Consider the following 13,025-nt stretch of genomic DNA (forward strand, 5'->3'; position numbering starts at 1 on the left):
CCACCGTGCCGCAGCTCATCATGGCGCTGCTGCTCGCCCACGTGCTCAACCAGCGGCTGCGCGCGCCCACGTTCTGGCGGATGACCGCGGTGCTGCCCAACATCACCTCCGTCGCGGCCGTGGCGATCATCTTCGGCCAGATCTTCGGCAAGGACTACGGCCTGGTGAACTGGGTCCTGGAGACCCTCGGCCTGGGTCGCATCGACTGGCAGGCCGGCACGGCCAGCTCCCAGATCGCCATTTCCGTGATGATCATCTGGCGGTGGACCGGCTACAACGCGCTCATCTACCTCGCCGCCATGCAGGCCGTGAACCGCGATCTCTACGACGCGTCCGCCCTCGACGGCGCCAGCAGCCTCCAGCAGCTCACCCGGATCACGATCCCCGCGATCCGCCCGACGATCATCTTCACGGTGATCGTGTCGACGATCGGCGGCATGCAGGTCCTCGCGGAGCCGCTGCTGTTCGGCGGCGGGAGCATGACCGGCGGTTCGGACCGGCAGTTCCAGACGCTGTCGCTGTACCTCTACGAGGTCGGGTTCTCGCGGTTCGACTTCGGTTACGCGTCCACGGCCGCGTGGGCGATGTTCGGCATCATCGTGATCGTCGCGGCGATCAACTACTTCCTCACCAGCCGCCTGCGGAGGTCCTGATGACCACCACGACGCCTGTCCCCGCCCCGGTCCGCCCGGCCCCGGCCCTGCCCGCCGAGCCGCCGGTCCGCCCGCGCCGTCGCCGGGTGTTCTCCGCCGAACGCCGGCCGGGCAAGCTCGCCTACCTGGCGCTGGCCGGGCTGGGCCTGTTCTCCGGGTTCCCGCTCTACTGGTCCGTGGTCGTCGCCTCGCACGACAACGGCATCCTGGGGCAGGTCCCGCCGCCGTTCGGCATCGGCCCGAACCTGCTGGCGAACCTGGACCGGGCCTTCGGCACGGTGCCGTTCGGCAAGGCGCTGGCCAACTCGGTCGTCATCTCCGCGTCCATCACGATCAGCGTGGTGCTGTTATCCACGCTGGCCGGGTTCGCCTTCGCGAAGCTGAACTTCAAGGGCCGCAACGCGCTGCTGGTGCTGGTCATCGCCACCATGATGATCCCGAACCAGCTCGGCATCATCCCGCTGTACATGCTGATGGCGAAGATCGAGTGGACCGGCACCCTGTACGCCGTCGTCGCACCTGGCCTGGTCAGCGCGTTCGGCGTGTTCTTCATGACGCAGTATCTGCGCGAGGCGGTGCCGAACGAGCTGCTGGAGGCGGCGCGGGTGGACGGCTGCCACACGCTGCGCATCTTCTGGCACGTGGTGCTGCCCGCGTCCAAGCCCGCCGCGGCGGTGCTCGGCATGCTCACCTTCATGTCGGCCTGGAACGACTTCTTCTGGCCGCTGGTCGTGCTCACCCCCGAGGACCCGACCGTGCAGACCGCACTGTCCACCCTGGCCAGCGGCTACATCCAGGACTACTCGCTGTCGCTGACGGGCACCGCGATCGCCACGCTGCCGCTGCTGGTCGTGTTCGCCCTGCTCGGCAAGTACATCATCGGAGGCATCATGCAGGGAGCGGTGAAGTCGTGACCGCCGTAGCACCCGACCCGCGGCTGGCCGAGCGTGCCGTGCTGCGTTTCCCGGAGGGGTTCCGCTGGGGCGCGGCGACGGCGTCGTACCAGATCGAGGGTGCCGCCGCCGAGGACGGCCGCACCCCGTCGATCTGGGACACCTATGCCCGCACCCCCGGCCGGGTCTTCCAGGGGCACTCCGGTGACGTGGCCTGCGACCACTACCACCGCTACCGCGACGACGTACGCCTCATGGCCGAGCTGGGCCTGGGCACCTACCGTTTCTCGGTGGCCTGGCCGCGCATCAAGCCGGACGGCTCCGGGCCGGTCAACGCCCGTGGCCTGGACTTCTACGACCGCCTCGTGGACGAGCTGCTCAGCCACGGCATCGAGCCGATGGCCACCCTCTACCACTGGGACCTGCCGCAGGTGCTGGAGGACCGGGGCGGCTGGACGAACCGCGACACCGCGTACTACCTGGCGGATCTGGCCGCGGCCACGGTGACCCGGCTCGGCGACCGGGTCGCCACCTGGACCACCCTCAACGAGCCGTGGTGCTCGGCCTTCCTGGGTTACGGCAGCGGCGATCACGCGCCGGGCCGGCAGGACCCGGTCGCCGCGCTGGAGGCCGTGCACCACCTCCTGCTCGGGCACGGGCTGTCCGTGCGGGCGCTGCGGGCCGGTGGCGCCCGCGAGGTGTCGCTGACGCTCAACCTGGCCTGCGTACGCCCCGACGACCCGGCGGATCCGCACGACCTCGCGGCGGTCCGGCACATCGACGGCCTGCACAACCGGATCTGGCTGGACGCGGTGCTGAAGGGCGGCTACCCGCAGGACATGCGGGCGCTGCTGGCCCGCTTCGGCGTCGACCGCCGCGTCGAGCCCGGTGACGAGGCGGTCATCGCCTCACCCATCGACCTGCTCGGGGTGAACTTCTACCAGCCGTCGCGGGTGCGCGCCGGGGTGGGCGTCACCTGCGGCCCGGCCAACCCGGGCAGCGAGGGCTGCGAGTACGTGCCGCAGGACCTGCCGGTCACCGCGATGGGCTGGCCGGTGGACGCGACGGCGCTGTACGAGCTGCTGATGCGGCTGTCCACGGACTACCCGGGCACCCCGCTCATGATCACCGAGAACGGGGCCGCCTACGACGACGTCCTCGTCGGGGACCGGGTCGCCGACGCCGACCGCATCGGCTACCTCGACGCGCACCTGCGGGCCGTGCACGCGGCCGTGTCCGAGGGCGCCGACGTCCGCGGATATCTTGCATGGTCACTGCTGGACAATTACGAATGGGCGTACGGATACGGCAAACGTTTCGGCATCGTGCATGTCGACTACGACACCCAGCGGCGCACTCCGAAGGACAGTGCCCGCTGGTTTACCGACGTCATCGGGCGCAACGGGCTCAGTTGATGTCGGTGGGGGCCGGGCGTGCCGCACGTGGAAAGGCGGCACGCCCGGGTTAACCACCCGCCACGGACTCACGCGGGACGGCTGAGCGGAGCCGTCCCGCGTGCCGTGTCCACCCCCCGTCCGGCGCACTTCCCCCCGCACGCGCATGCTCCGCCGCCAGGCCGGCTGCAGTTTCCCCGAAACTGCACACCGCGACGGGTGGCAGGCTGCAGTTTCCCCGAAACTGCACGCTGTGCCGGGAGACGGGCCGCCCGGCCGTTGGGGGCGAGGGGGTCAGGGGAGGGAGTCGAGGTGCCAGAGGCGGAGGTTCTGGCTGCCGTCGGCGACGGCGAGGGTGGTGCCGTCGGGGGAGACGGCGATGCCGATGACGGCGCTCATCCGGCCGTCGGCGTCGCGTGCCTCGCTCTCCAGCATCGTCCGCTGCGCCGCGTTCTTGACCTGCCAGATGCGGACGGTGCCGTCGCCCCCGCCGCTGGCGACGGTGTGGCCGTCCGGGCAGAACACGACCTCGTGCACCGCGCCGTCGTGTCCGGACAGGACGGTGGCGGCGTTCGTGGCCAGGTTCCACACGCGCACCGTGCCGTCCTCGCCGCCGCTGGCCAGCAGGCCGCCCAGCGGGGCGTAGGAGAGTTCGTGCACCGCGCCCGTGTGCCCCTTCAGCGTGCTGACCAGCGTGCCGGTCGCCACCTGCCACACCCGGACCGCGCCGTCGCCACCGGCGGCGGCCACCGTGCGGCGGTCCGGGCTGAACGTGACGGCGTCGACCCGGCCCGTGCCGGTGGGCAGCACCCGGAAGGTCCGGCCGGTGGCCACCTCCCAGATCCGGACCACACCGGTGCTGCCCGCACCGGCCAGCCACGCGCCGTCGGGGCTGTACGCGAGATCCAGGGGCACGCGTACGTGCCCGGTCAGGGTGCCCGCGGGCAGCCCAGTCGCGGCGTCCCACAGGCGCGCGCCGCCCTCGACCGGGGTGGCCACCCGGGTGCCGTCCGGGCTGAACACCAGCTCGGTGACCGGCTCGAACTCGCGCACGGGCATGTCCGCGACCAGCGTGCCGGAGGCGGTGTCGAACACCCGCAGCGTCCCGATGCCGCCGACGGCGAACCGGGTCCCGTCCGGGCTGAACACGACGGCGGTGGCGTTGCGCCCGAGCGGCACGCACCGCACCGGCGCCGCGCAGGTCCGCGCGGCGGCGTCCGGCGCGCCGCAGCCGCCCGCGAGCACTACGGCCAGCAGCACGGTCGCGGTCCGTGCCGGCGCCAGGGCGGGGCCCCAAGCCCTCATGCCGACAAGGTAGGCCCCGCCACGTTCCGGGGTAAGCGCCGTTCATCCGTACCGTATGGACCGTCGGGATGATCCCCGCGCCACGCCTTCGGGTCAGCGGCGGTCGGTGGCGGCGGGCACCGGGGTGAGGGACTGGGCCGGGTACAGCTCCTCGATGAGCTGCTCCTCTCCGGCGACGGGGTCGCCGTCGGCGGTGCGGCGGCGGCGCGGGCCGATCAGGGAGGCGGCGGCTCCGGCGATGCCCATGGCGATGGCGAGCCAGAACACGATGACCAGGCCGTCGTGGAACGGGCCGGAGATCAGGTCGGGGAAGAACTGGCGGTCGGTCAGCGCGGCCGCGTTCGCGGCGGGCAGCGCGCCGAGCACCTGCGGGCCGAGCAGTTCCTGGATCGGGTTGTAGCCGAGGAACGCGGCGAACAGGGTGCCCACCGGCGGCAGTGACGAGACCGTGTGCGCGGCGGCGGCGGGCACGCCCTGCGCGGTCAGCCCGGCGTCGAGCGCGCCGGGCAGCGAGTGCGCCAGCCCGGCCACCATCAGCGAGAAGAACACGCCGATGGACAGCACCATGCCCGCGTTCTGGAACGTGGCCCGCATGCCGGAGGCGACGCCGCGCAGGTGCGCCGGGACGCTGGACATGATCAGTGAGGTGTTGGGCGCGGAGAACAGCCCGCCGCCGAAGCCGTTGAGGAACACCAGCGCCGCGAACACCCCGTAGTGGAAGTTCGTCGGCACCAGCAGCAGCGCGGCGAACGAGGCCGACATCAGCAGCAGCCCGCCCGCGGCGAACCACTTCGGCCCGTACCGGTCGGACAGCGCTCCGGACAGCGGCCCGGCGGCGAGGAAGCCGACGGTCAGCGGCAGCAGGTAGATGCCCGCCCACAGCGGCGTGGACGCGTAGTCGTAGCCGTGCAGCGGCAGCCAGATGCCCTGCAACCAGATGATCAGCATGAACTGCAGGCCGCCCCGGGCGATCGAGCCGAGCAGGCCGGCCACGTTGCCGCCGGTGAACGCGGGGATGCGGAACAGGTGCAGCGGGAACATCGGCTCGGCGACCCGCGTCTCCACCACCGCGAACGCGGCCAGCAGCAGCGCGCCGCCGGCCAGCCCGGCGACGATCCACGGGTTGGTCCAGCCCATCGGGTGCCCGCCGTAGGGCTGGATGCCGTACGTGATCGCGGCGAGCAGGATGGTGAGCCCCGCGGCGAAGGTGACGTTGCCCCACCAGTCGATGCGGCCGGGGCGGCGCACGCCGTTGTCACGCAGCGACCGGTACGCCCACACGGTGCCGACGACGGCGATGGGCACGTTGACCCAGAACACCGAGCGCCAGTTCCACTCGGCCAGCACGCCGCCGAGCACCAGGCCGATGAACGAGCCCGCGATGGCCGCGACGATGTTGATGCCGAGCGCGGTGCCGCGCTGGCGGGCCGGGAACGCGTCGGTGATGATCGCGGCCGAGTTGGCCATCAGCATGGCGCCGCCGATCGCCTGGACCACCCGCCAGCCGATGAGCCACAGCGCGCCCGCCCCGCCGGTGAACGGGTCGAGCGCGAGGATCACCGAGGTGACCGCGAAGACGGCGAAGCCGAGGTTGTAGATGCGCACCCGGCCGTAGATGTCGCCGAGGCGGCCCAGGGTGACCACCAGGACGGCGGTGACCAGCATGTAGCCCATCAGCATCCACAGCAGGTAGCCGACGTTGCCGGGCTGCAGCGGGTTCAGGCCCACCCCGTTGAAGATCGCCGGGAGCGAGATCAGCACGATCGAGGAGTTGATCGTGGCGATCAGCATGCCGAGCGTGGTGTTGGACAGGGCCACCCACTTGTACCGGGTGTCGTGGCTGTTCATGAGGAGTGCCTCGCGGGGTCGGTCAGGCGGTGGCGGCGGCGCGCTCGGCGAGCCGGTGCAGGGCGGGCAGCGCGGCGGTGATGGCGGTGCGGTCGGCGTCGTCGAGCCCGGCCAGCAGCTCGCCGACCCGCTCGGCGCGCACCGCACGACGGTGTCGCAGCAGGTCGCGGCCTGCCTGGGTGATCTCGACCAGGACGACGCGGCGGTCGGCCGGGTCGGCGGCGCGCACGGCGAGCGCGTCGCGTTCGAGGCGGGTGACGATCTGGGTCATCGCGGGCTGGGTGACGCCCTCCCGGCCGGCCAGCTCGGTGAGCCGCTGTGGCCCCTCCCGCTCCAGCGTGGCCAGGGTCGCCGCGGCGCTGAGGCTGATGCCCGGCGGGCTGAGCCGCCGCAGCCCGGCGAAGAGCCGCTGCACCGTCAGCGCCAGGTCGTGCTGTCCGAGATCCGCGGTACGCGGGGCACGTGTCACCACGGTTCGAATATATCACCTGCTTATAGAAGTAGCTTATGTAATGCGGCGGCGGGGCCTGCCCGTCCGCTGCGGCGCGGCGCGCCTGGTGGCGAGGCGCCAGCCCAGGGCGGCGAGGGCGAGCACGGCGACGGCTCCGAGCGTCACCGGCAGCGCGGCGGACCGCCCCGGTGGGGGTGGGGTCACGGCGGCGGCCGCGGTCTGCGGCACGGCACAGGCGAGCGTCTGGGGTACGCCGTCGGCGGCGACCCGTAACGAGACGGCGCAGTAGCCCACGCCCGGGGCGGCGACGTCGATGGTCAGCGACCAGTCGCCGGGGGCGAGCGTACCGGGCAGCGGCAGGGTCGCCGGGTCGTGGAGCAGCGGGCGCAGCGCGGTGGCGGCCACCGAACCGCCCTGGGTGCTCCGGCCCGACAGCAGGGCCACGGCGGGTTCGCTGATCGGGTGGCCGTCGGACCAGGCCAGGGTGAGCCAGACCGTGCCCCGGCCGTCATGGTGCAGGGTGGGCAGCACCCCGTCGTGCGCGGCCGCGGGGCGGGCCGGGACGAGCAGCAGCGCCGCGGCGGCCACTGCCGCGACGGCGTACCGGCGGATGGTCTTCATCGGACTCCAAGGAAGGTGGGCCGGGCGCGACCGAACGCGCCCGGCCCGCGTGGTTCAGCTGGTGACCTTGACCTCCAGCAGGCCGACCGAGCCCGCGCCGCTGTTCAGCACGACCCGCAGCCGGGTGGTCGAGACGCTGGTGAACGTGGTCCGGTTGTAGACGTTCGCGGCGATGGGATAGCCGCTCGCGCCGGGCACCGCGACGTACGCGCTGCCGTTCCAGTACTGCAACGACCAGGAGGCCGGCAGCCGCACGCCGCCGTTGTCGTCGAAGAAGTACACGTCGGCGACGCGCACCTGCTGCGCCGACGACCAGGTCAGCTCCGCCCACTGCTGGCCGGTGTTGGGCCAGGTGCCCCAGCGGCGGTTGACGGTGTCGTTGGACGACGGCGGGTCGATGCCGTCGTTGACCGCCAGCACGCTCTCCCAGGGGGAGGTGTAGCTCGCGCTCGCGGCCGCGCTCAGCGCCAGGTTGCCGCTCGGCGGGGGTGGCGTCGTGCCGCCGCCCTTGATGAGGAACAGGTTGTCCGCGACGTTGTAGTACGTCGCGAGGTAGCTCCCCGCGGGCGGGCTGGTGTGGTAGTAGTCGTCGTGGTTGCAGTCCAGGCGGTTGTCCAGCGCCTGGCTGGGGCAGCTGTAGCGCAGCACCACGCCGTCGCTGTCCTTGTAGCACATGACGTCGTACTCGTCGACGCAGTGCGCGGCGCCGGAGGCGTTGGGGGCGTTGTTGTTCACCGCGCCCAGCGTGTGGCCCAGCTCGTGCGCGGCCACGCCGGCCGTCCAGCAGCCGCTGTCGGCACGGGCGTACTCGGGCCCGGTGTTGGAGCGGTTGGCGTCGGACTTGCGGGTGTCGCCCGCGAAACCGCCGATCCCGCAGTACACCCGGGCGTCGACGAACTGCAGGTACTTGCGGTCGGTGCGGGTGTAGCCCGCCGCCTTGACCGCGTTGAGCAGCGGCGCCCAGTCGTTGGCGTTCAGCGCCGAGTCGGCGATCTGCACGTCGCGCACCACGGGGCGGCAGGCGCCGTTGACGTTCTCGGTGACGTAGCGGACGTGCCGCTCGCCGCCGGTGGCCTTGGCGCTCTCGTTGAAGATGACGTCGACCTGCTCGGCGAGCTGCCGGAACGTCTCCACGTACTGGCTGTAGCGGTTCGTGGTGCCGTGCACGTAGAGCACCTCGACGCGGCGGCCGGAGGTGCCGTCGCCCTCGCACACGGCCAGCGCGGACGGCGCCGCCGCGGTGGCCGCCCGCTGGGGCAGCGGGGCGACCGAGCGCTTGATGTCCAGCCCGGCCGGGGCCGGGTCGGGGCCGTGCGTGCACATGGTGGTGCTGAGGCCGGCGACGCGGTAGAGGCCCGCGCACGGTCCGGAGCGGTCGGCGGCGAGGCCGGACCAGATCATGCCGGTGGCGGCGTTGTCGGCCGGCCGGGCGCGGGTGTACTCGGCGCCCGCCGCCGTGTTCGGCCCGGCCGCGGCCGGGGTGCCGCTGAGCAGGGCCAGCAGCGTCACCGCGACGACCAGCCGGCGCCGGTGGGGTGGGGATGGGGACATGTGCCGTTGTCCTTTCGGTGTGCGCACCGGGCAGCGCGCGATCCGGGGGAGCGAACGGGAGACGGGCAGGGTGAGATCGTCACCGTGCGTGGTGTCCGCGGCAGGCGGTGAACTGCCACCCGTAGATCGACCGAAGACGATCTAAATCGCTTTCGGTCCATTCAGGCAGAGGGCCTGATCGATGTCAATGGCATGCATCCAGGCAAATTCGCCCGCATACCGTGACCAGCAACCGCAATAGTTTCGGAATGTGCCGAAATCGTTTCGGCTCGGACGACCCCGCGATGGCTACGGACAGTGAGGTTTGCGTCGCGGTGTCCGGCTGTCCCGAGGTGCGGGACGTCGGCGTGCGCGCCCACCCCGGATCATCGCCGCGGGTAGACTTCGTGATCAGGCCGAGAGGCGCTGCAACGGGCTGCTGCGAGCACAGCCCGCCACGCTCGGCCGGTTCCACTTCCGCAAGGGCGCCTCCGATCCGTCGGAGGTGTCGCGTTGAACCAGCCCGTTTCCCCCGCCGCCCGGCAGCACGCGCTGCGTGAGCTGCTGGACAGCCGTATCGCGGTGCTCGACGGCGCCTGGGGCACGCTGCTCCAGCAGGCCCGGCTCACCCCGGACGACTACCGGGGCGACCGCTTCGGCGACCACTCCCACGACGTCACCGGCGACCCGGACCTGCTCAACCTGACCCGGCCCGACCTGGTGCTCGACGTGCACCGGCGCTACTTCGCCGCGGGCGCCGACATCACCTCGACCAACACCTTCACCGCCACGAGCATCGGCCAGGCCGACTACGGCCTGGAGGCGCACGTGCGCGAGATGAACGTGCGTGCGGCGCAGCTGGCCCGGCAGGCGGCCGACGAGGCAGGCGGGCGGTTCGTCGCCGGGTCGGTCGGCCCGCTCAACGTGACCCTGTCGCTGTCGCCGAAGGTGGACGATCCCGCCTACCGGGCCGTCACCTTCGACCAGGTGCGTGCCTCGTACGCCGAGCAGATCTCCGCGCTCGCCGAAGGCGGCGTGGACCTGCTGCTCATCGAGACCGTCTTCGACACGCTCAACGCCAAGGCGGCCGTCGCCGCCGCCCGTGAGGTGGCCCCGGACCTGCCGCTGTGGATCTCGGTGACCATCGTCGACCTGAGCGGGCGCACCCTGTCCGGGCAGACCGTCGAGGCCTTCTGGCGCTCCATCGAGCGCGCCGAGCCGCTGATCGTCGGCGTCAACTGCGCGCTGGGCGCGACCGAGATGCGCCCGCACGTGGCCGAGCTGTCCCGGCTCGCCGGGGTCCACGTCGCCGCCCACCCCAACGCGGGCCTGCCGAACGCGTTCGGCGGCTACGACCAGACCCCGGCCGAGACCGGCGAGCTGATGGGGGAGTTCGCCCGGTCCGGCCTGGTCAACATCGCGGGCGGCTGCTGCGGCACCACGCCCGAGCACATCGCGCAGGTCGCCGCGGCCGTCAAGTGCCTGCCGCCGCGCCCCGTGCCGCGGATCGAGGCGGCGACCCGGTTCAGTGGGCTGGAGCAGTTCGCGATCGGGCCGGACACCGGCTTCGTGATGATCGGCGAGCGGACCAACGTGACCGGCTCGGCGAAGTTCCGCCGCCTCATCGAGGCCGGTGACCACACCGGCGCCGTCGAGGTGGCGCTGGACCAGGTGCGCGGCGGGGCCAACCTGCTCGACGTGAACATGGACGCCGACCTGCTCGACAGCGAGCAGGCGATGACCACGTTCCTCAACCTGATCGCGACCGAGCCCGAGGTGGCCCGGATCCCGATCATGGTGGACAGCTCGAAGTGGAGCGTGCTCGAAGCCGGGCTGAAGTGCGTGCAGGGCAAGGGCGTGGTCAACTCGATCAGCCTCAAGGAGGGCGAGGAGCCGTTCCTCGACCAGGCCCGGCGCGTCCGCGGCTACGGCGCGGGCGTGGTGGTGATGGCCTTCGACGAGCAGGGCCAGGCCGACACCGTCGAGCGCAAGGTGGAGATCTGCGCGCGGGCGTACGACCTGCTCACCCAGCAGGCGGGGTTCGCGCCGGAGGACATCGTCTTCGACCCGAACGTGCTGGCCGTGGCGACCGGCATCGCCGAGCACAACGGCTACGCCAAGGCGTTCATCGACGCGCTGCCGCTGATCAAGCAGCGCTGCCCCGGGGCCCGGACCAGCGGCGGCATCTCCAACCTGTCGTTCTCGTTCCGCGGCAACGACGTGGTGCGCGAGGCGATGCACTCGGCGTTCCTGCTGCACGCGGTGCGCGCCGGGCTGGACATGGGCATCGTCAACGCTGGCCAGCTCGCCGTGTACGAGGACATCCCCGAGCAGCTGCGCGAGCTGGTCGAGGACGTGCTGTTCGACCGGCGCCCCGACGCCACCGACCGGCTCGTCGCGTACGCCGCCACGGTCAGCGGGGAGACCGCCAAGCGCGTCGTCGACCTGTCCTGGCGGGACGCGCCGGTCGCGCAGCGGCTGTCGCACGCGCTGGTGCACGGCATCGTGGACTTCATCGAGGAGGACACCGAGCTGGCCCGGCAGGAGTGCGCCCGGCCGCTCGAGGTGATCGAGGGCCCGCTGATGGACGGCATGAAGGTCGTCGGCGACCTGTTCGGCGCGGGCAAGATGTTCCTGCCGCAGGTGGTCAAGAGCGCCCGGGTGATGAAGCGCGCGGTGGCCTACCTGGAGCCGTACATGGAGGCGGAGAAGGAGCAGGCGCGCCGGGAGGGACGCCTGGCCGCCGACCGGGGGCAGGGCAAGGTCGTGCTGGCCACGGTCAAGGGCGACGTGCACGACATCGGCAAGAACATCGTCGGAGTCGTGCTGGGCTGCAACAACTACGAGGTGATCGACCTCGGCGTGATGGTGCCCGCGGCGAAGATCCTGGACACCGCGCTGGCCGAGGGCGCCGACGTGATCGGGCTGTCCGGGCTGATCACGCCGTCGCTGGACGAGATGGTGTCGGTGGCGCAGGAGATGCAGCGCCGGGGGATCAAGCTGCCCCTGCTCATCGGCGGGGCCACGACCTCGCGCCAGCACACGGCGGTGCGCATCGCGCCGGCGTACGAGGCCGACACCGTGCACGTGCTCGACGCCTCCCGCGTCGTCGGCGTGGTGTCCGACCTGCTCGACGCCGACCGCGCGGAGAAGCTGTCCGCGGCCAACCGGGCCGAGCAGGAGCGGCTGCGCGAGGAGCACGCGAACAAGACCCGGCAGCCGCTGCTCACCCTCGCCGAGGCGCGCGCCAACGCCGAGCGGGTCGACTTCGCCGAGCTGCCGGTGCCCGCGTTCACCGGGGTGCGCGAGGTCGCGCCGGACCTGGCCGAGCTGCGGGCGATGATCGACTGGACGTTCCTGTTCCTGGCGTGGGAGCTGAAGGGGAAGTACCCGGCGATTCTGGAGCTGCCGCAGGCGCGGGAGCTGTTCGCCGACGCCAACACCATGCTCGACGAGATCATCGCCGACGGGTCGCTGACCGCGCGGGGTGTGTACGGGTTCTGGCCCGCGCACGCCGAGGGCGACGACATCCTGCTGGAGTCGGGGCTGCGGCTGCCGATGCTGCGGCAGCAGACGGCCAAGCCCGCCGGGCGGCCCAACCGGTGCCTGTCGGACTACCTGGCCCCGGCGGGGGACCACCTGGGCGGGTTCGGCGTCGCGATCCACGGGGCGGACGAGCTGGCGGCGGCGTACGAGGCCGAGCACGACGACTACCGGGCGATCATGGTCAAGGCGCTGGCGGACCGGCTGGCGGAGGCGTTCGCGGAGTACCTGCACCTGAAGGCGCGGCGCGAGTGGTACGAGCCGGGCGCCGATCCGGCGATCGAGGACCTGCACGCCGAGCGCTTCCGGGGGATCCGGCCCGCGTTCGGGTATCCGGCCACGCCCGATCACACGCTCAAGCGGGAGCTGTTCGACCTGCTCGGTGCGGAGAGCGTGGGGCTGGGGCTGACGGAGTCGTTCGCGATGACCCCGGCCGCGGCGGTCAGCGGTCTGATGCTGGCCAACCCGGCCTCGCGCTACTTCACCGTGGGTCGCATCGGGCGTGACCAGCTGGAGGACTACGCCGCCCGGCGCGGCGCGGATCTCGCCGACGTCGAGCGCTGGCTTCGCCCGAACCTGGGCTGACCTGTCGCGCGGGTGCGGCTGGGTGGAAAACCGCTGGCGGCGGGGGTGGTGGTGGCGCCCTCGCGGCACGTGGCGCATGTCGGCGGTGCGGCTTCGGCGGTTGTGGGGCTTCTCGGCGGCGGCGGTGGTAGCGCGGTGGTGGTAGCCGCGGCGGCGGGCAAGATCGCGGTCTCGTGTCGAAATGTGGGGTCAGACCCCAGGT

9 protein-coding genes and 1 riboswitch are annotated in these 13,025 nt (G+C 72.1%); of the genes, 4 read left to right on the forward strand and 5 right to left on the reverse strand.

Annotated elements, in window-relative coordinates:
* The 3 genes from Cba03nite_RS38080 to Cba03nite_RS38090 form a co-directional block, all read left to right on the forward strand.
* The coding region (locus tag Cba03nite_RS38080; RefSeq protein ID WP_203757193.1) for a carbohydrate ABC transporter permease at positions 1-653 on the forward strand (653 nt) is incomplete at its 5' end.
* The gene (locus tag Cba03nite_RS38085) at positions 653-1,567 is read left to right on the forward strand and encodes a carbohydrate ABC transporter permease (RefSeq protein ID WP_203757194.1); all 915 of its coding nucleotides are present in this window, start codon (positions 653-655) and stop codon (positions 1,565-1,567) included. The genes Cba03nite_RS38080 and Cba03nite_RS38085, both read left to right, overlap by 1 nt.
* Complete coding sequence (locus Cba03nite_RS38090; RefSeq protein ID WP_239126328.1) at positions 1,564-2,961, forward strand: GH1 family beta-glucosidase; 1,398 nt, start codon at positions 1,564-1,566, stop codon at positions 2,959-2,961. Before Cba03nite_RS38085 ends, Cba03nite_RS38090 begins: the two co-directional genes overlap by 4 nt.
* Before the next feature lie 273 nt (positions 2,962-3,234).
* Here the strand turns inward: Cba03nite_RS38090 and Cba03nite_RS38095 are convergent, their stop codons facing one another.
* The 5 genes from Cba03nite_RS38095 to Cba03nite_RS40175 all read right to left on the reverse strand — a co-directional run bounded on the left by Cba03nite_RS38095 (position 3,235) and on the right by Cba03nite_RS40175 (position 8,716).
* Complete coding sequence (locus Cba03nite_RS38095) at positions 3,235-4,245, reverse strand: WD40 repeat domain-containing protein (protein ID WP_203757195.1); 1,011 nt, start codon at positions 4,243-4,245, stop codon at positions 3,235-3,237.
* Between the two features lie 93 nt (positions 4,246-4,338).
* Positions 4,339-6,093 carry an MFS transporter gene (locus tag Cba03nite_RS38100; RefSeq protein WP_203757196.1) on the reverse strand — a complete coding sequence of 585 codons (1,755 nt, stop codon included), beginning with the start codon at positions 6,091-6,093 and terminating at the stop codon, positions 4,339-4,341.
* Positions 6,094-6,115: 22 nt separating this feature from the next.
* On the reverse strand, positions 6,116-6,565 hold the full coding sequence (locus Cba03nite_RS38105) for a MarR family transcriptional regulator (protein ID WP_239126329.1): 450 nt from the start codon (positions 6,563-6,565) through the stop codon (positions 6,116-6,118).
* A gap of 33 nt (positions 6,566-6,598) precedes the next feature.
* Entirely contained in the window at positions 6,599-7,165 is a 567-nt protein-coding gene (locus Cba03nite_RS38110; protein ID WP_203757197.1) for a hypothetical protein, read from the reverse strand.
* A 54-nt stretch (positions 7,166-7,219) separates the two neighbouring features.
* The gene (locus Cba03nite_RS40175; protein ID WP_239126330.1) at positions 7,220-8,716 is read right to left on the reverse strand and encodes a hypothetical protein; all 1,497 of its coding nucleotides are present in this window, start codon (positions 8,714-8,716) and stop codon (positions 7,220-7,222) included.
* 391 nt (positions 8,717-9,107) lie between these two features.
* Positions 9,108-9,193: riboswitch (S-adenosyl-L-homocysteine riboswitch) on the forward strand.
* Between the two features lie 15 nt (positions 9,194-9,208).
* Here Cba03nite_RS40175 and metH point away from each other — a divergent pair.
* The gene (gene metH, locus Cba03nite_RS38120) at positions 9,209-12,823 is read left to right on the forward strand and encodes a methionine synthase (RefSeq protein WP_275411644.1); all 3,615 of its coding nucleotides are present in this window, start codon (positions 9,209-9,211) and stop codon (positions 12,821-12,823) included.
* Positions 12,824-13,025: the final 202 nt, after the last annotated feature.

The sequence above is a fragment of the Catellatospora bangladeshensis genome, assembly GCF_016862575.1.
In the GTDB taxonomy this organism is placed as follows: domain Bacteria; phylum Actinomycetota; class Actinomycetes; order Mycobacteriales; family Micromonosporaceae; genus Catellatospora; species Catellatospora bangladeshensis.

Coding starts and splice junctions, on each gene's coding strand:
- Cba03nite_RS38085 (WP_203757194.1), top strand. CDS start 653: ATGACCACCACGACGCCTGTCCCCGCCCCGGTCCGCCCGGCCCCGGCC.
- Cba03nite_RS38095 (WP_203757195.1), bottom strand. CDS start 4,245: ATGAGGGCTTGGGGCCCCGCCCTGGCGCCGGCACGGACCGCGACCGTG.
- Cba03nite_RS38100 (WP_203757196.1), bottom strand. CDS start 6,093: ATGAACAGCCACGACACCCGGTACAAGTGGGTGGCCCTGTCCAACACC.
- Cba03nite_RS38110 (WP_203757197.1), bottom strand. CDS start 7,165: ATGAAGACCATCCGCCGGTACGCCGTCGCGGCAGTGGCCGCCGCGGCG.
- Cba03nite_RS40175 (WP_239126330.1), bottom strand. CDS start 8,716: ATGTCCCCATCCCCACCCCACCGGCGCCGGCTGGTCGTCGCGGTGACG.